We start from the raw sequence: 18,749 nt of genomic DNA, 5'->3' as shown, positions 1-18,749 counted from the left end.
ATCAGAATTTCACCGTATACGGAGCCGCGGAGAAGGAGCTGAACACAGCGGTAGCGTCCTTGAAATACAGGACCATGTTGTTTCCATCCCCTACCTTGTACATGCCGCCGAGCTCCGGATACTGGGAAAGCATCCACTCCTGGGCCTTCAGGTCAGGATCCTCCACCAAGGTACCCGAGAGGCGGAGCCATGTTCCATCCTGGAACGCGCAGATCTCCACCTTGGGATTCTTGGCGATTTGGTGGGCAACACTCTTTTTCTTTCCCGTCTGGATATACAGTTTTCCCTGATAGATCGTGCTGGTGCCGAACGGCCGTACCCGCGGCTGGTCCCCATCCATTGTGGCGAGGTAGTACGTCCCCGCCTTTTTCAAAAACGCATTCACTTCATTGATGTCATGCATTGGTTATGCTCCTTGCAGTCCAACATACGAATATCCCGCTGATTCGTCCAGTTCCCTTGACCGGGCGGATGGCGGCAAGTACATTGATGGAAGAAGGAAGGCGTATGGAATTCAATACACAACGCGCGCGCCAGGTGAAACCCTCGTTCCAGCACATCAGCCCCAAGCTGGTCATCTGGATCATCGTAGCCATCGTGGCGATCGCGCTGGTCATGGGAAGCTTCTTCGTCGTTGACCAGACGGAACAGGCAGTGGTAACCCGGTTCGGAAAATACAACCGCACCGTCGGTCCTGGCTTGCAGATGAAGATCCCATTCGGGATTGAGAAGAACTACAACATCGCCACGCAGGTGGTGAACACAATGAGTTTCGGCTATCGGAGCACGGCGAAAAACACACCGCTTCTGGTATCCAGCAGCGTCCCCCAGGAAAGTGAGATGCTCACCGGGGACCTGAACATCATCAACGTGGAGTGGATCGTCCAGTACAAGGTGGAGAACCCCAAGGATTGGCTGTTCAACGTACAGAAAGGAGAGATCACGATCCGTGACATCTCCCAGAGCGTGATGAACCAGCTGGTGGGAGATCTTCCCATCCTCTCCGTCATGACCAGCAAACGGACCGAAATGGAAGTCGAGGCGCAGAACATGATGCAGACGTTGTTCGATACCTACCATCTCGGCGTCCGGGTCGTCACGGTGAAGCTGCAGAACACCGTTCCTCCTGCCGGGGACGTGCAGGACGCGTTCGAGGATGTCAACAAGGCGGTCCAGGACATGAACCGGTACATCAACGAAGGCAAGGAGAACTACAACAAGGTGATCCCTTCGGCGCAAGGTGAAGCAAGCCAGCTGATCCAACAGGCCAACGGATACGCCGCCGAACGGGTCAACAACGCGCAAGGTGACGTGGCACGGTTCAACAGCGTCCGTGAGGAATACGAGAAGAGCAAGGATATCACCAAGACCCGTCTGTACATTGAGACGATGGAATCGGTGATCAACCCCACCGATGGTGGTTCGGTCACGTTGATCGACAAATCCTTGGCGAACTATCTGCCGGTGCAGATGGTGGGAGGTTCCAAATGAAAGCCATCACCATGAAAAAACTGATCACCACGCTGGTGATCGTTCTGGTCGTCCTGATCATTTTCCTCCTGCTGGGGCCATTCTATGTGATCAACGAAGGGGAACAGGCGGTCGTCACCCGCTTCGGCAAGATTGTCGACACCCAGACGACGGCAGGCCTGAAGTTCAAGATGCCGCTGGTGGACAACGTCGTCGTCTATCCGAAGAAGATCCTCTCTTGGGACGGAGACGCCCAGCGCATCCCGACCAAAGAGAACCAGTTCATCTGGGTTGACACCACGGCGCGGTGGAAGATCACCGATCCGGCGAAGTTCTACGAGTCGGTCAACACGGTGGACAACGGCCTGTTGCGCCTGAATGACATCCTGGACAGTTCCATCCGGACGGTGATTTCGGACAACTACCTCAACGAGGCGGTCCGCAACTCCAACCAGATCAACGACATCCAGATGACGGAACAGGTGCAGAACATGGAGAACATCGAGGACGCCGAAACGCTTCGCTCGCTGACCAAGACCAACACCAAGCAGGAGACGATCCGCCTCGGCCGTGAAAAACTCAGCCAGATGATGTTCACCCAGGCGAGCAAGTTCACCGATGCCTATGGCATCCAGTTGATCGACATCATCATCCGGCAGATCCGCTACAGCGACGACCTGACGGAGAGTGTCTACCAACGGATGATCAAGGAAAGGAACCAGATCGCCGAGGCGTACCGCTCCTACGGCAGAGGCCAGCTGGCACAGTGGCAAGGAAAGATGGAGAACGAACAGAAGTCCATCCTCTCCACCGCCTACGCGGAAAGCGAACGGATCAAAGGTGTCGCCGACGCCCAGGCAACCAAGATTTACGCGGACGCCTATCAGGCCGACCCGGAATTCTTCCGGCTGTGGAGAACGTTGGAAAGCTACCGCAAGACCATTCCGTCGTTGAACAAAGTGCTTTCCACCGACATGGAGTATTTTGATTTGCTGTACGGAAACAAACAAAGTCAGTGACCGGAAGCGAACGATTGTTCTGGCCCGCCTTCACCGGCGGGCTTTTTCATAGCGTAAGGGCGACAAGCAGGTCATCATGGAATGAGAGCGTCAGATACCGTCCATCGGAAAGCCGGACGGGAACGGTAACAAACGCCCCCTCCTCGCTCTCCGCCCCCAGCACGAAACCGGTCTGAGGCAACAAGGATGCGAGCATCTCGCCATACACCGTGGTGAATGAGGGGCGGTTTTCCTCCGCCACGTAGGTCTCCACCCAGGTGAGGCTGTACGGCTGGGAGAGCATCCCGCGGACCAAAGCCGCATGCGTCCCATCGTCAGACAACACTCCGATTTTTCCATCCACCGGCTCGACCTTGTTTCCCCACAGCCCCAACGACTGCTCCACCCCGGCGGACAGCGGCAGGGCTAGGCAAAAGAGTACCATGATCAGGGGTAGGCGTCTCATGGCTTCCATCATGGTATGGCACTTCCCTTTTGTCAAATCGCTTTGTACGATGGAACCATGAACGCTGCAACGTTGCTTTCCCGCCTTTTGGCGGAAGAGACCCTGACCATCCGGGACGCCCTGTGGAAGGACATCCGCATCAGTCCTGCAATTGACGCCATCGTCCGGACGGATGTGTTCCAGAAGCTGGGACGCATCCGGCAATTGGGCCCGGTCAGCCTGGTCTATCCATCCGCCGTCCACACCCGCCTGGAACATTCGCTGGGGGTCTATCACCTGTCCAACGAGATCATTCTTTCCCTGCTGTCCCGTCAGGAAACACCCGTTTTTCACCTGGGAAGGGATCCACTCCTTCCTTGTCGCCGCTCTGCTGCATGACATCGGCCACTTCCCCTACGCCCACTCCCTGAAGGAACTCGCGCTGAAACAGCATGAGGAACTTGCCGCCGATCTGATCCTTTCTCCGGGGCCGCTGAACGACGCGGTGCGAAACGCCGGCGCCGATCCCGCTTCCGTCGCAGACATCATTGACACGGACCGGAAGACGGACGATACGGAGATTCGGTTCTTCCGATCCCTATTGTCCGGCACGTTGGATCCCGACAAACTGGACTACCTGAACCGTGACGCGTTCTTCTGCGGCATCCCCTATGGATTCCAGGACGCTCCGTACATCATCCGGAGCTTGTCCCAAGCGGAAGGAAAACCGGCGCTTGCCGAACGGGCCATCACCTCGGTGGAACATGTTCTGTTCGCCAAGTACCTGATGTACCGGACCGTCTACTGGCACAAGGATGTCCGTTCCGCGACGGCGATGATCAAGGAAGCGCTCCTGTCGGCGCTTCGGGACGGGGATATCAAGGAGGAGGATCTGTACGGACTGGATGATCCTTCGTTCTACCGTCTCGCTCAGACGGTCAGGAATCCCGCCTTCGCTTTGATCGCATCCGTCCGGAGCGGCGCCCTGCTCTCCGTGGCGCAGGAGCGACCGTTTGACGAAACCAATCCGTTCGACCGAAACGCTTCTTCCCTTGCGGGACGGATGCATGCGGAAGACTCCGTGTTCGCCCGGCTCTCCCCCCACTATCCCAACCTCCACCGATGGGAAGTGGTGATCGACATCCCCGAACCGATCACGTTCGACGCGACGATGCCAATCCTCCGCGACGATGGTTCCCTCACCGATTTTTCCTCGGTGGACCGGTTGTTCTCCGGTGACATCGGCAAGACGTTCTCCTCCTGTCTCCGGTTCACCCGGCTGTACCTACCTCCCACCGTGGATGGCAACAGGTGGGGAAATCTGCTACAATAACGGCATGGATGAAAAGCTTGATTATCACCGCCTGCTTGAAGGCGACATTCCTCCGTGGGTGATGCGTTTCATCAAGACCACCGGAAAAGCGATCAACCAACACCAGATGATCAAGGACGGAGACCAGGTGCTCCTTTCCGTCTCCGGCGGAAAAGACAGCCTGGCGCTCGCCTTGGCGCTTTCCGTGCGCAAGAAATGGCTTCCCATCGACTACCAGCTTTCCGCCTTGATGATCAATTGGATCGAACATCCCATCGCGCCCGAGATGCGCGAACCGCTTCAACAGTATTTCCAGGATCTGGGAATCGCGTTCACCATCGTGGACGAGAACCAGTACAGCCCGTCGTTCAACGGAGAGTTCAACTGCTATCTGTGCGCCAGAAACCGTCGGAGAGTCCTGTTTTCCTACTGCGACGCCCATCATATCACCAAGGTGGCGATGGGCCATCATCTGGATGACCTGGTGGAGACCACGTTGATCAATCTCTGTTTCCGTGGCAGGTTTGAGACGATGCTTCCCGTCCAGTCGTTCTTCGACGGTAAGCTGTTCATCATCCGGCCGATGATTTTGGTCCACGAGAACGTGACCAAGCGGCTGGCCGCCACGTACGACATCCCGGTGGTCAAACCGGTGTGCCCGTATGACCAGACCAACATCAGAGCCAAGCTCAAGCCGATCGTTTCCGATCTCTCCCGAATTGACAAACTGACCCGTGAGCATATCTATCACGCCCACGGTTTTTCCGATACAATCGAGGGCAGATGAAGAAGCGTCTATCCATCATCGCCTTGCTGGCGACCCTATTCCTCCTGTTCCCGCTTCCCGTCTTCAGCGACGGGGGTAGCCTCGGAACGATCACAGCCATCACCTCCTCAGACACGGAAGGTGGCGGTTCATTCAATTTTTCGTTCTCTCCCGGCTTCTCCTACAAGAAGTTCTCCATGACCTTCAACCTTCTGCTGAAGGGAACCTATACGACAGACCCGTTCCGACTTGCCTTGGACTTCTCCAATTATTTGATCCCTGAGCAGGAGGAAGGTGTTTCCGACTGGGACTACTCCATGGTGCTGCTCAAGCAGTACAGCGCGTTCATCAAGACAATGCACTATGGCAACCGGTATGATTTCTTCTACTTCCGGTACGGGAAACTGGACAACATCACCTTGGGGGACGGAGCACTCCTGTCCTCCTACTTTGACAATTCCGTCGGATTTCTGGAATCCCGTCCTGGATTGAACCTGAAACTCGGTCCACTGGGCCATTTTGGTTTCGAACTGGTCGTCGATGACATTTTCGTCCCCACCATGATCGGTGCCCGAGGATATCTGATGCCGTTCGCCGTCGATGACCCCCAGAAGGAACGGCGGATCAACCGGATGGAATGGGCGTACTCGTTCGTGTTCGACCCACGTACTGAAGCGGACGAAGAGGGGGATTACAGTTTCCGTCCGTTGTTCCTCAGCAGCATCGAGGTGGCCCAGCCGATGTTCAGCGGTGACGCCGGGCAATTGACCCTGTTCCTTGATTTTCTTGGACAAGGGGAAAAAGATAACATTCTTGGTGGCGGGAAAGCGCTCCGCGCGGGTATTTGGGGAAGAAGCAAGAGCCTGTTTTTGTTCAACCTCAGTGCGACGACCCCGATCGATGGCGTCTACTACAGCGATTATTTCACCACCGGATATAATAATCCAAACAGCAATGAGTATGATTCCTCCCTTGGTCAGCTCTACCCGCTCCACATCGGCTCCGTCCGATTGGATGGAACGTTGGGAATGAACTGGGACAGCGAGCAGATCTATGCAGGCATCCGGCTACGAACCAACCTTTCCGGGGAAGGATTCTCCGGGCAACGGGTGCTGGGCACCGTGCGGATCGACAAGCTGTTCCGTAATTTCATTTCTCTGGACGTGAACTATGAAAAGATTTATCCTACGGAAGGAGAAGGGAATATGGAATCCTTCTTCCCTGGTTTGTTCACGTTGAACAATGTCTATCTGTATGGAACGGTGCAACTCCGCGTCCGTGGTGTGGAATTCGACGTGACGGGGACGGTGAAATTTGACGAATACGCTCAAATCTCCTACCAATGGGATCTGGCGGTTTCGATGGTGTTTTTGTAAGGGGGATGGTATGAAACGAACCTTGGTGACGGTTCTTCTCCTGGCGATGGCGTGTACGCTGTTCGCATCAGATCTCTTTTCGGTCAGTTCCGATGAGCTCAAACTGTATGACGCCCAAGGGAAGGAAATGCCGTTGACGGACCAAGTGGCCGGCATGGTCGGAAACGGCTGGATCATCACAAGCGGTGACAAGAAGATCATCATCACGACCCCCGTGGGGACGGTCATCCTGGAAAGCGACACCACGTTGGTCACCGGCACGCTCGTCACGGACACCCCTTCCCTGTACCTGGTTGACGGTTCCGCCTCCTTCCGGACGGAAGAGGATTTCGCCGGCACGCTTACCGTCAGCACTCCGGTGACGCAGTTTCAGGCAAAAGGCCCTGCAGGATTCCTGATCGCCAGCACAAAGACAGAAGAATCCGTCTCGGTATGGCAAGGAGACATCCGGGTAGTCAATGGCATCACCGGACGGATGCAGAAGGTTTCCGCATCCACCACCTATGATGTCGCAACCAACACGACATCCCCGTTCACTCCCACTGAAGACCAGTACCGGAGCGTTGCGGTGGACAACCTGCAACCGGTCATCACGCCAGTGACACCTTCGGCTCCCACCAGCACCACCACGGCGATGACGCCGGAAGAGCCCAAAACACTTCAGGCCAACACCACCCCATCCGCGCCCACGTCGCTGACAGCTACGGTCAAACCGGAAACGGAAAACACGTTGCGGATCGCTCCGGAACCCCAGTCCCTCACCGTCACTTCCGTTCCTGTTGAAGTGGTGCCTCCCCCAGTTGCGTCCCTCTCCGTCACTTCCGTGGCACCCCAGAATCCTTCCGCACCTACAACCCTGCAGGTAAAGGAAACCGTCTCCCAGGAGCCCGAGCCGGCAGAAGAAACGCCGCAATCACAGAATGTGTACCATACCACGTTTGTCATAACGGTCACACCGATGACTCCCGGAAAACCGGTGTTCAAGCCGACCAAGATCCGCGTGATGGCACCACAGACAGCAATCGAAGAACCACAGGCTAAGGTGACAACAGAGCCCAAAGAAGCAGAAACCGTCACTGAGCCGGCCACTGCCGCGGCTCCGGTGTCATCGTTGACCACCAGCGTCAGCAAACGGCCCTCGGTCATTGGCGTCGCTCTCTCCTACCAGTTCACCATGGACACCACCCAGCGCATGAAACACGCCGTGTTCGCGAAACCGTTCTTCAACTCCGAGTATTTATCCCTGAAGCTTAACGCGTACGCCCGCACTTCCGATTTTACCTCCTACCAGTCCAACGTCACCGTCTTCGCCCATGACTCCATGTTGCAGACCATCGCGTCCGTGTTGGACTACATTGACGGGCTGTCCATCGGAAAACAAACCGCACCATTCTATTTTGCCATTGACCATACCAACAACTACGCTGAGGAAGGGTCGCTGCTCGCTTCCGGCAATACCATTGAAACAGGGGAAAAGAACGCGTTCCTGGCGCTCCGCTTCAGCACTGTGACGTTCCGTATGTTGTTCCGTGATCTCTCCTTCCAGCCAATGCTGGATGGAAACACCCAGTTCCAGTACGGCAATGTAAGTTTCACCTACGCTCCCGACGCGAAATCCATTTCAATGGCCCTTGGCGCGCAGTATCGTCTGAACAATGCTTCCACCATAGAAACGTACCCGTACTTCAACGTGAACCTCCCGGTTGTTTCGACCCGGCTGTTCGCCATGAACGCCCTGTTTGGCATCGCTTCCTACCTGCCTGTCTCCCCTGCGGTTGACATCACCGGCATCTATGACAGCTCCTCATCGGACAGCTTCCCCAACTATCTGGTCAGTGGCGGTCTTTCATTGGGTGGAGGAGGGTTCACGTTCCAGATGTTCGCCGAAACCCACAAAGGGGTGGTCATGCCACTCATGGACAGCGAGTTCTCACGCGCTTCCGTCGACACTTCCTTCACCTCCACATTGGATGTGGTCGGAAAGGCTGATTGGCAGGGCAAGTACTTCTCCGCATCCCTGATGTATCTGCAACCGCTGGTCATCACCGGTTCGACCGTCTCGCGGGGAATGCTGAACGCCGCAACCTCATTGGGCGCCGATTATCTGGAAGCTTCGTTCCGTCTGTCTCTGGGATCGTTCTCCTTGAAAGCAGGATATGCCATCTACGGCATCGGTCAGTTGACGGGCATGGAATACCTGGAAAGCAATTACGCGACAGCATCGGTGACGACGAGTTATACCATCTCCAATGTCACCTTCTCCCTTGGCGCGCGGAAAATGCCAGGCACAAATCCTCTGCAAGGATTTGTCCTGTGCACGTATACCTTGGGCAAGGAGCTTTGATGCATATCACCGTTCTCGACCCGTTGGTGGCCCGCCGTATCGCGGCGGGAGAGGTGATCGAACGCCCGGCTTCTGTCGTGCGTGAGCTTCTGGACAATGCGATTGATGCCCATCCGTCGATGATCACCGTCGCCCTCACCGAAGGAGGGACGGGAATGATCACCGTGATGGATGACGGGGATGGCATCGCGAAGGAAGACCTTCCCCTGTGCTGTGTCAGTCATGCCACCAGCAAAGTGCATACGCTGGATGACCTGTACCATCTTTCCACCATGGGGTTCCGTGGGGAAGCGCTCTACTCCATCAGTTCGGTCAGCAGGACGACCATCGCTTCGGCGGTACCAGGAGAAGAACCTTTCAGCATTACGGTTGATAACGGAAAAACAAATCCCATCGTTCCCGGTGGTCCGGACAAAGGAACACGGGTGACGGTGGAAGGTCTGTTCATGGACATCCCCGCCCGACGCCAGTTTCTCAAACGACCGGCTACGGAAGCGCAGATGTGCAGGAACGTCTTCCTGGAAAAGGCGATGGCGTTCCCCCAGGTGGAATTTCGTCTGGATATGGAGGGAGAACGTACGGCAAATCTTCCCGCAACAACACCGAAGGGAAGAGTCGTCGACATCCTCAAGCTGGACCATCGGGTGGACGCCACGGAAATGGAAGAGCTCTCCTCCCAATCGGAACGGTTCCGTCTGTATGCCGTCACCTCCTCCCCCGCCTTGCACCGCAGCGACCGATCCGGCATCACCATCTTCGTCAACAAACGCCCGGTGGAAGATTACGCGCTGGTACAGGCGGTGACCTACGGCTACGGGGAAATGCTTCCCGGAGGTTCCTTTCCCTACTGCAGCCTGTTCATCGACATCGACCCCACGTTGGTGGATTTCAACATCCATCCGACCAAGCGGGAAGTAAAGCTTCGCAACAAGGCGGAAGTCCACCATGCCGTCTCCCAGTTGATCCAAGGCGGCATGCGCCGGACCATTCCGCGCATGGTGGTGCAGACCACCACCGTCGCCCAACCGACGTTGCCGTTGGAAAGCGTCCATCAGGAACGTCCCGAACACGCCGCGCCTTCCGCAAGCCATGAACCACAACCATCCTATCAGGGAGAAAAACCTCTGGATCCTGAATGGTTTTCCAAGGCACGGGAGATCCTCCAGAGTCCTCCCCAGGCACGGATGGAAGTGGACAAGACACGGGAAGCCGCAGACAGCTGGGATGTCCAGCAGCAAGAGGACCAGCCAATCGTATACATCGGCCAGGCATTCAACCTGTTCCTTATCGCACAGAAAGGGGATGACCTGTACTTGGTCGACCAGCACGCCGCCCACGAGCGGATCCTGTTCGATGAACTGCGAACGACCAAGCAGGTGCAGACACTGCTGGTGCCCCGGTCCTTCGAAGTGGCGCCTGACGTGGACGCCTACCTGGCCCAGAATCTTGATGTCTACCTGAATCTTGGGATCAAACTGGAGAAAGGAACGGAACCGTTGATGTGGAAGCTTCTTTCCGTCCCGTCATTGATGCGGGACACCGAAGGAGAAATCGTGGATTTCATCCGGGAAGAAACCGGTTCCAGCCAGGAAGTGGAGAAAGGATTGTATGCCATCGTCTCCTGCCACAAGGCGATCCGCCAGGGGGATGTCGTCGACCGCGCCACCGGTGCGGAACTGGTGCGTCAGGTGTTCCGGCTTGAAGATCCCGTCTGTCCCCATGGACGGACGTTCGTCATCCGTTTATCAAAGAAAGAACTGATGGAAGCGGTGGGACGGATCGTGTGATCACAGCGGGATGGTCCTACGGACCGTCCAGTTCGTGCCATCATCATGGTGGGAAAGCTCCAGACGTGCAGCCTCTTTGGGAATCACCACCCCGCTCTCCCCTTCTCCTGAGGATATGACCACACCGGAGGAGGAAAGGAACCGATACGCAAGCGTCGCTTTCCCCTTCCACTGTAACTGACCGTCAGAGACAAATGCTTCCGGTAACGCGGGAGGTTCCCCATCCCATCGGACGGAGACATCCGTCTGGAGCACCTTGCCGTCACGACGCATCGCCTTGAGGTGGTACGTGCCAGGCTGCAGATCCTGATGCTCCAACAAGGAAGACCCCCAGTACCAGAGTTCTCCGATCTGCACCGGGTCAGCCATCAACGTCCAGACATCCCCCTGAGGGCTGGTGATCTCCATCTGTACCTGTTGGTCCGTCGGTACGTTGAACGTAGCGAACAACGCAAGGGATTCCGCTTTGGAATCCTCGTCATATACGGGAAACCCTATCGTCCCATCCAACGAAAACTCTTGGGGCGTGCAGGATACCAGAGCAAGCAGGAGAAGGATGATCAGAGACCGTTCACCCTTGTTTCGCACGGAGATAGGACCGGACGGGATTGGCGAAACTGTTCAGAACGAATTCACGCACCTCCGGTTGGAGATGGGCGTACCGGGCAAGGAACGCGTCCCCGTCAAAATCCTTGTACTCGTCCTTGAACAGCTGTTTCTGCTCCAGGTAATCATAGGCGAAGCAGTTGGTCGGCCAGAGTTTGTACATCAAGTGAATCTGCCGATCCACTTGATTGGCCACCGCCTGCGGGGTGTCGCAGTCATCGACGATCGGAGTGCCGAAGCTGATGTGGATTCTTCCCTTCGGTTTGGTCAGGCCACGGATCATGCTGATCAAATCCTCGTACTTCTTCTTCTCATGGCACCCTTTGACAGCGATATCCACTTCCTCACGACCTTTGTTGATGTCGTTGGGGTCGTACTCGTAACTGACGGCGACCGGCACCAGATGGCATTCACGGATCAGATCAGGGAAGGAAATGTCACGATGGCGTTGGGAGAGATACAGCATCTTGATGATAGCCGGCGTGGTCACGTCAATGCCATCCTTCGCTCTTCCGCTCTTCTGTGCGCACCAGATGGAGTGCTTCTCTTCGGTGATCAACTCGACGAAGTATCGGGAAAGCCGGATGGACTCCAGATATTTCTCCCGCATGGGAAGCGTCCGTTTGACCGTCACGCCTCCGTTCAGTTTGAACAGGTCGATGACGAACTGGTTGTACAGCAGGTTGTCCCCGATGGCCATCTCGCACATTCCCCTGCCCCCTTGGAGAAGCGCCAGGTCGATCAACGCGCAGTCAAGGATGATGTCCCGGTGGTTGCTCATGAAAAAGTATGCTTCATGAGGATCGATCCCCTCAACCCCACTGGTGGAGAATCCGGTGGAACTGTTCTTCAGGATGGACGGAAGAAAAATTCCCGCCGTGACGTATCGCTGGAAATCATCATACGAATGGACCCGTTTCAATTGGGTGATGACATGCTCCAGATACGCCTTTGTCTTTGCCGTGTCAAACCGGTCCGCCTTGCACTGCAGACCGGTCAGCATCTGCTGGACGGAGGGCGCGTTGGCGATGACCCGCTGGACGGCGTCCTCCACGTCTTTGCCACGATACGGCGCGATGTCACGATACGCGTTGAAATCCACCTTACACCTCTTTGGCCTGTACGACCTTCATGTACTGGCTGCGTTCCCAGAGTTCCGGATGGTCGATGTTCGTCTGGGCAAGCTTGCCGTTGAAATCTGCAATCTTCTCGTAACCATGCTGGTCCATCCAGTCACTCAGGAAGGAAAGCATCTCTCCGATGACGGACGGCCCTTTCTTCAGCACAACGGAACAGACGGCACACGCTTTTGCTCCTGCAAGCAATTGCTTGACCACCGTCTCCCCGCTCCAAATACCCGAAGAAGCGCAGATATCCATTTTCAATTGGGCGCTCATCAATGCCGTCCAGCGAAGCGGGATGAGATAGTCATCCGGGGAACTCAACGCGGGATGCTGACTGAGCTTCTGTCCGTTGATGTCAATGTCGTTCTGGAAGAACCGGTTGAACAGCACCACGCCGTCGATCTTCTCTCCATTGAACGTGTACAACAGGTTGGACAGGGAAGAATAGAACATTCCCATTTTCACGGTGAGTGGGAGGGAAATGGAGGCACGCGCCGTGCGTACCAGCTTGAGGAACCGCTTCTCCATCTCTTGCCCGCTGACCTCTTTGTCCGCAGCCACCGTGTAGTGGTTGACCTCAATGGCGTCGGCTCCGGCTTTCGCCAACCGTTTGGCATATTCCGTCCACGTCCCGGCGCTCTTGCAGTTCAACGAAGCGATGACGGGGATGGAGAGGGATTTCTTCGCGCCGGAAAGAAGATCAAGATACTGTTCCATGGCGCGCTCTGCGGTATGCTCCCGCACATAGGCGTCGCCGTCACTGTGCGTCATGAATGGTTCATTCTCATCAATCGCGTTCTGGGCGGTCTGCTCGATCTCCTCTTCAAAGATCGAACGGAGAACCACGGCACCGGCGCCACTGTCCTCACATCGTTTCAGATTGTCAAGTGTAGACGTATACGGTCCGCTTCCGATTATGATGGGGTTCTTCAGTTGGAGCCCGAGATAGCGAGTGCTAAGGTCCTGCATCATGTCCTCCTCCGACCAACAGCTACGATGCAGTATATCATGAAACGAAGCGATTGTTCCAGTTTCACGAGACAGATGTGTCAGACAGAAGGAGGGAGGTGATCTGGTCGATCAAAGGCACCAGTCCTCCGATGGAATCCAGCACATAATTGGGGCGTTCTTCCTCTCCGTGAATCGTGTAGTCGTACCGGGGCGACCATCTGGCAAGAATGCTTCGGATGCCGAACGCTTTGGCCCCACGGATATCCCGTACAACATTGTTCCCCACCATTACGACACGCTGTTTCGTCTCTGCATCCTCGGAAAGCCCCAGATTCCGAAACGCCGTACGGAACATCCGAGGATCCGGTTTTTCCGCACCCACTGCTTCGGAGACGGTCCATGCTGCAAAGCATTCCGTCAATCCCTGTTGTTGATAGATGTTCAGGAACGACGATACCAGTCCATCTGCGACCAATTCGATGCAGTATCCTTTTCTCCAGAGACTGCGTATGGCTTCCGTAGCTCCGGGAAACAGAGAACAAGACCTTACCATTCCACCGGGACGGTCTCGTACTTCGGTGGATTCATCCACCAAGGTATCTCCACTGTCCATGAAGATGATCAACGGTTGCATGGCAACTCCTTTCCCAATGGTCTACGAATCATTCGTATCGTACGTTCACTGTTTTCACGTAGTCAATCAACTCGATTGAAGGATTGTATGAGTTTTTCAGGTTCAATCACTTTTTCTGTGGGATTGGATAGAGCTGTCAACATATAGGGAATCGAGAACATCAGAGGAAATGAAGATGATTGCATAAGGAAGGGCCGTCCCTGTAATGTTTAGTTACCACACTCAACAGAAAAGGAAGACAGCCCTAGATGCACTGTATCATGTTGCCCTCAGAATTGGTAGGCTTCACCAATCGTACCACGGAGATAGTAAAGACTGTATCAAACAGAGAGATGTACCTGCTCAAAGGAGAGCTTGCGAGCAGTGCCGATGATTGCCTGTGTCCATTATGCGGAAGCTCGATGCACATCCATGACCGCTGTGAGGCCACCCTGAGGCATCTGTGTTTCGGAGACAAGTTGAGCTGTCTCAGGTTCACCAAGCTGCGCTATTATTGTCCCCGATGCGGCCACAGCCATATGCAGGACGTTCCTTTCCAGGCAAAGGGACACCGCATCAGCTCTGAATTGTTGAACTTCACCAGGGACCTGCTCGCCTATGGCTTTACCAACAAGCAAGTTGCGTATATCACCGGGCTCGGTAGGAATACCGTCAAGGACATCGACCTGAAGCGTCTGAAAGAGAAGTACACCGTCGACGGAGAGCGCCTCATCCAGCCCGAGAGGCAGGCGAGGTTCCTGGGCATCGATGAGTTCAAGCTCCATGACGGGCACAAGTACGCGGTGATCATCATAGACATGGAGACCGGCCACATTTTGTGGCTCGCCCACGGAAAGAAGAAGGCCTCGGTATACTCGTTCATCGAGCACGTGGGCAAGGAGTGGATGGAAGGGGTTGAGGCGGTCGCCTGCGACATGAACAGCGACTTCCAGGAGGCATTTGAAGACCGTTGCCCCCACATCCAGACGGTTTTCGATTTTTTTCACATCGTCAAGAACTTCAACGACAAGGTGGTGGGCCAAATCCGTAAGGACGAGCAGAGACGGCTCATTGCAGAGGGGGATGAGAAGGCTGCAAAATCCCTCAAGGGAAGCAGATATATCCTTACCTCTTCCAAGCAGACCCTTGCAAGGAAGGACCAGGAGGCAGAGGATGGGAAGATTCTTAGCGAGGGAAGCTCGCTGTTCAGCAAGGAGCAGGTAGTCCGCAAGGACGGACATCTAGCCAGATATGAGGATCTCATCAGGCAGAACAAGCTCCTGTTCACGCTGGACTTGATCAAGGAGAAACTCTGCGAGGCCTACAAGATGACCGATGAGCCATCCATGGCCGGAGCAATCTCAGAAATCATGGACATGTGCATGGCTACCGGCAACAAGCACCTGCTCTGGTTCAGAAGACTGCTGGACAACCATTTCGAGGGAATCATCGCCCATGCAACCTATGATATCTCTGCTGGAAAGATCGAGGGCGTCAATAACCGGATCAAGACCCTAAGGAGGCAAGGGTATGGTTACCCTGATGACGATTACTTCTTCCTCAAGCTCTTTGATGCAAGCAGGAAAGGCTATGTCAGAAACCCTGTGGCTGAGAAAATCCCACAGGATTTATGATTGAGCCGTTTTTCATGAGAGGATCAGAATTTCCTTGTTCTTTTTGGGCAAAGAAAAACACCCTTGGGAAAGGGTGTTGGAAAAGGAAAAAGAAAGGGCCCGGCAGCTACCTACTCTCCCGCGGAAGAACCGCAGTACCATCGGCGCGAAGGCGCTTGACGACCGTGTTCGGGATGGGAACGGGTATGTCCGCCTTGCTGTGGCCACCGGGCCGGCTCCGGGTCCGTCCGCAGGACGGACGCCCCCCGAGCCTCCCCGCGACGGCGGGAACGATGATATGGCCAAGCCTCACGGCTGATTAGTACCGGTGGGCTGTGCGTCTTGCGGCGCCTGCACCCCCGGCCTATCGACCAGGTAGTCTCCCTGGTTCCTTCAGGAGGGTTATACCCTCGGGGACGTCTCATCTTGGGGGGGGCTTCACGCTTAGATGCTTTCAGCGTTTATCCCTTCCGGACATGGCTACCCGGCGGCTGCCCCTGGCGGGACAACCGGTACACCAGAGGTCCGTCCACCTCGGTCCTCTCGTACTAGAGGCAGGACCCCTCAGACGTCCAGCGCCCATGGCAGATAGGGACCGAACTGTCTCACGACGTTCTGAACCCAGCTCGCGTACCGCTTTGATTGGCGAACAGCCAAACCCTTGGGACCTGCTCCAGCCCCAGGATGCGATGAGCCGACATCGAGGTGCCAAACCTTGCCGTCGATGTGAACTCTTGGGCAAGATCAGCCTGTTATCCCCGGAGTACCTTTTATCCGTTAAGTGACGGCGCTTCCACACGCCACCGCCAGATCACTAAGACCCGCTTTCGCGTCTGCCCGGCATGTACGCCTCGCAGTCAGGCCGCCTTGTGCCTTTGCGCTTGCCGGACGATTCCCGACCGTCCTAAGGCGACCTTCGCGCGCCTCCGTTACCCTTCAGGAGGCGACCGCCCCAGTCAAACTTCCCGCCTGGCCCAGTCCCCGGACCGGTTCGCGGCCCGGGTTAGGCGCGCGGAAAGGGAAGGGTGGTATTTCACCGGCGGCTCCGCGTTGCCTGACGGCCCCGCTTCGTTGCCTCCCACCTATCCTACACATCCCTGTCCGCGCGCCGACGCCAAGTTGAAGTAAAGGTTCACGGGGTCTTTCCGTCTAACCACGGGTACCAGGCATCTTCACCTGGACTTCAATTTCACCGGATTTCGCGTCGAGACAGCGCCCATATCGTTACACCATTCGTGCGGGTCGGAACTTGCCCGACAAGGAATTTCGCTACCTTAGGACCGTTATAGTTACGGCCGCCGTTTGCCGGGGCTTGGGCTCGCCGCTTCGCTTGCGCTGACGGCTCCCCTTGACCTTCCGGTACCGGGCAGGTGTCAGTCCGCATACCTCCCATCGCTGGTTCGCGCGGACCTGTGTTTTTGGTAAACAGTCGCATGGGCCGTTTCTCTGCGGCCCCCTCGCGGGGGCCATGCTTATCCCGAAGTTACGCATGCAGTTTGCCGAGTTCCTTGACGCGAACTCTTCCGTCGCCTTCGCATATTCAGCTCGCCCACCTGTGTCGGTCTCTGGTACGGTCCCGGGCGTAGCACCCAGGGGTTCTTTCTCGTCACCGCACAGCACACCCTTCAGGCCCCCGTAAGGACCCTCCCTCACCGCTCGGCTCGGGGCCCGGACTTCCCTGGACCCCTCAGCGCCTCGCGGCTTTGGCGGGGCATACCGCCGCCCCGCGGCGTACTGCGCAATGCTTCGCCCCATCGTAAGCGCCCGGCGGCGCGGGATTGTTGACCCGCTTCCCATCGCCTACGGTCTTCACCCTCGGCTTAGGGGCCGGCTGACCCTCGGGCAGATTGCCTTTACCCTGGAAACCTCAGGCTTCCGGCGGACGGGGATCCCACCCGTCTTTCACGTTACTCATGCCTGCATCCTCTCTCCCGCCCCGTCCACGGGGGCTCCCGCCCCCGCTTCTCCCGTATGCGGGATGCTCTCCTACCGGACGGACGCCCTACGGCGCCCGCCCCCGCGGCTTCGGTTGCGCGCTTAGCCCCGTTACATTATCGGCGCGCGGATACTCGACCAGTGAGCTGTTACGCACTCCTTGGAGGCGTTGCTGCCTCTGAGCCAACCTCCTGGCTGTCTGTGCATCCGCACTTCCTTTCCCACTCGGCGCGCATTCGGGACCTTGGCCGGCGGTCCGGGCTGTTCCCCTCTCGGCGACGGCCCTTATCAGTCGCCGCCTGACTGCCGCGTATGGCGCGCGGGCATTCGGAGTTCGGTTAAGCTCGGCAGCCAGTGACGGCCCCTCGCCTATCCGGTGCTCTACCTCCCGCGCGGTCCGCGCGACGCTAGCCCTAAAGCTATTTCGGAGAGTGCCAGCTATCTCCAAGTTTGTTTGGCCTTTCACCCCCAGCCGCAGCTCATCCCAGCCCTTTTCAGCGGACTTAGGTTCGGCCCTCCACAGGGTTCCACCCCTGCCTCAGCCTGGCCGCGGCTAGATCACTTGGCTTCGGGTCTGCCCCGCGCGACTCGTCGCCCTCTTCGGACTCGGTTTCCCTCCGGCTCCGGGACTCCTGTCCCTTAGCCTCGCCGCGCACGGCAACTCGCAGGCTCATTCTACAAAAGGCACGCCGTCACCATGTCGCCATGGCTCCGACCGCTTGTGGGTCCGCGGTTTCAGGTTCTCTTTCACTCCCCTCCCGGGGTCCTTTTCACCTTTCCCTCACGGTACTATACGCTATCGGTAGCCGCCGAGTATTCAGCCTTGGAGGGTGGTCCCCCCTGTTTCCGCCGGGATTCCTCGTGTCCCGGCGTACTCAGGCAGCGCGCCCAGCGCCACCGCATCCACTTCGCGTACGGGGCTCTCACCCGCTCCGGCCGGCCTTCCCAGACCGTTCCGCTGTGCATGCGGCGCGCGCCGGGACCAAATCCCAGGCGCACCCCTACAACCCCGCGGCCCCGAAGGCCCGCGGTTTGGGCTCCTCCCCGTTCGCTCGCCGCTACTGGGGGAATCTCGTTTGATTTCTTTTCCTGCAGGTACTTAGATGGTTCACTCCCCTGCGTCTCTCCCCGCGGCGCCTATGTATTCAGCACCGCGGCGCGCGGATTGCTCCGCGCGGATTACTCCATTCGGGCACCCGGGGATCTCGGGATGTCGGCTCCTCCCCCCGGCTTTTCGCAGCTTGCCGCGCCCTTCCTCGCCTGGCGGCTCCCAGGCATCCTCCGCGAACCCTTCCTTCGCTTGACCATATCATCCTTCCCGTCCTCTCGCTCAACTGTAAAAAAACCTTCCACTGGAGGCAGGGGGGTTCGAACCCCCGACCCTCGGCTTGCAAAGCCGATGCCCTAGC

General features: G+C 56.9%; 15 protein-coding genes and 2 rRNA genes. 9 read left to right on the top strand and 8 right to left on the bottom strand.

The window, feature by feature from the left end; translation table 11 throughout:
- Window position 1 precedes the first annotated feature (1 nt).
- Window positions 2-403 (bottom strand): pyridoxamine 5'-phosphate oxidase family protein, encoded by a 402-nt coding sequence (locus tag LKE28_10430; GenBank protein MCH3908618.1) that lies wholly within the window; start codon window positions 401-403, stop codon window positions 2-4.
- A 104-nt stretch (window positions 404-507) separates the two neighbouring features.
- Here LKE28_10430 and hflK point away from each other — a divergent pair, with 104 nt between their 5' ends.
- Together hflK and hflC are read left to right on the top strand one after the other, a co-directional pair.
- Window positions 508-1,491 (top strand): FtsH protease activity modulator HflK, encoded by a 984-nt coding sequence (gene hflK, locus LKE28_10425; protein MCH3908617.1) that lies wholly within the window; start codon window positions 508-510, stop codon window positions 1,489-1,491.
- The gene (hflC, locus tag LKE28_10420) at window positions 1,488-2,489 is read left to right on the top strand and encodes a protease modulator HflC (GenBank protein ID MCH3908616.1); all 1,002 of its coding nucleotides are present in this window, start codon (window positions 1,488-1,490) and stop codon (window positions 2,487-2,489) included. The genes hflK and hflC overlap by 4 nt, the downstream gene beginning before the upstream one ends.
- A gap of 46 nt (window positions 2,490-2,535) precedes the next feature.
- Here the strand turns inward: hflC and LKE28_10415 are convergent, their stop codons facing one another.
- Complete coding sequence (locus tag LKE28_10415) at window positions 2,536-2,934, bottom strand: hypothetical protein (protein MCH3908615.1); 399 nt, start codon at window positions 2,932-2,934, stop codon at window positions 2,536-2,538.
- Between the two features lie 57 nt (window positions 2,935-2,991).
- On the opposite strand from LKE28_10415, the gene LKE28_10410 reads away from it, so the two are divergent.
- The 6 genes from LKE28_10410 (at window position 2,992) to mutL (ending at window position 10,498) form a co-directional block, all read left to right on the top strand.
- Entirely contained in the window at window positions 2,992-3,312 is a 321-nt protein-coding gene (locus tag LKE28_10410; protein MCH3908614.1) for a hypothetical protein, read from the top strand.
- Between the two features lie 106 nt (window positions 3,313-3,418).
- Window positions 3,419-4,246, top strand: coding sequence for a hypothetical protein (locus LKE28_10405; protein MCH3908613.1), 828 nt, complete (start codon window positions 3,419-3,421; stop codon window positions 4,244-4,246).
- 4 nt (window positions 4,247-4,250) lie between these two features.
- On the top strand, window positions 4,251-5,012 hold the full coding sequence (locus LKE28_10400; protein MCH3908612.1) for a tRNA 2-thiocytidine biosynthesis TtcA family protein: 762 nt from the start codon (window positions 4,251-4,253) through the stop codon (window positions 5,010-5,012).
- A complete protein-coding gene (locus LKE28_10395; protein MCH3908611.1) occupies window positions 5,009-6,367 on the top strand; it encodes a hypothetical protein in 1,359 nt (452 codons plus the stop codon). The genes LKE28_10400 and LKE28_10395 overlap by 4 nt, the downstream gene beginning before the upstream one ends.
- Window positions 6,368-6,377: 10 nt before the next feature.
- On the top strand, window positions 6,378-8,711 hold the full coding sequence (locus LKE28_10390) for a hypothetical protein (GenBank protein MCH3908610.1): 2,334 nt from the start codon (window positions 6,378-6,380) through the stop codon (window positions 8,709-8,711).
- The gene (gene mutL / locus LKE28_10385; GenBank protein ID MCH3908609.1) at window positions 8,711-10,498 is read left to right on the top strand and encodes a DNA mismatch repair endonuclease MutL; all 1,788 of its coding nucleotides are present in this window, start codon (window positions 8,711-8,713) and stop codon (window positions 10,496-10,498) included. The genes LKE28_10390 and mutL overlap by 1 nt, the downstream gene beginning before the upstream one ends.
- Here the strand turns inward: mutL and LKE28_10380 are convergent, their stop codons facing one another.
- The 4 genes from LKE28_10380 to LKE28_10365 all read right to left on the bottom strand — a co-directional run bounded on the left by LKE28_10380 (window position 10,499) and on the right by LKE28_10365 (window position 13,813).
- Window positions 10,499-11,086 carry a hypothetical protein gene (locus tag LKE28_10380; protein ID MCH3908608.1) on the bottom strand — a complete coding sequence of 196 codons (588 nt, stop codon included), beginning with the start codon at window positions 11,084-11,086 and terminating at the stop codon, window positions 10,499-10,501.
- Entirely contained in the window at window positions 11,070-12,206 is a 1,137-nt protein-coding gene (locus tag LKE28_10375; protein ID MCH3908607.1) for a glycerol acyltransferase, read from the bottom strand. Before LKE28_10375 ends, LKE28_10380 begins: the two co-directional genes overlap by 17 nt.
- Window position 12,207: 1 nt before the next feature.
- Complete coding sequence (locus tag LKE28_10370) at window positions 12,208-13,200, bottom strand: dihydroorotate dehydrogenase-like protein (GenBank protein MCH3908606.1); 993 nt, start codon at window positions 13,198-13,200, stop codon at window positions 12,208-12,210.
- Between the two features lie 61 nt (window positions 13,201-13,261).
- On the bottom strand, window positions 13,262-13,813 hold the full coding sequence (locus tag LKE28_10365) for an HAD family hydrolase (protein ID MCH3908605.1): 552 nt from the start codon (window positions 13,811-13,813) through the stop codon (window positions 13,262-13,264).
- A gap of 401 nt (window positions 13,814-14,214) precedes the next feature.
- Here LKE28_10365 and LKE28_10360 point away from each other — a divergent pair, with 401 nt between their 5' ends.
- The gene (locus LKE28_10360) at window positions 14,215-15,426 is read left to right on the top strand and encodes an ISL3 family transposase (protein MCH3908604.1); all 1,212 of its coding nucleotides are present in this window, start codon (window positions 14,215-14,217) and stop codon (window positions 15,424-15,426) included.
- Between the two features lie 97 nt (window positions 15,427-15,523).
- Here the strand turns inward: LKE28_10360 and rrf are convergent.
- Together rrf and LKE28_10350 are read right to left on the bottom strand one after the other, a co-directional pair.
- Window positions 15,524-15,637: ribosomal RNA gene (gene rrf / locus LKE28_10355) — 5S ribosomal RNA — on the bottom strand.
- 66 nt (window positions 15,638-15,703) lie between these two features.
- Window positions 15,704-18,646, bottom strand: a 23S ribosomal RNA gene (locus tag LKE28_10350).
- Window positions 18,647-18,749: the final 103 nt, after the last annotated feature.

This window comes from Sphaerochaeta sp., assembly GCA_022482495.1.
Classification (GTDB): domain Bacteria; phylum Spirochaetota; class Spirochaetia; order Sphaerochaetales; family Sphaerochaetaceae; genus RUG023.
The sequence above is the reverse complement of the archived record's forward strand: the minus strand, read 5'-3'. Positions and strand labels throughout refer to the sequence as shown.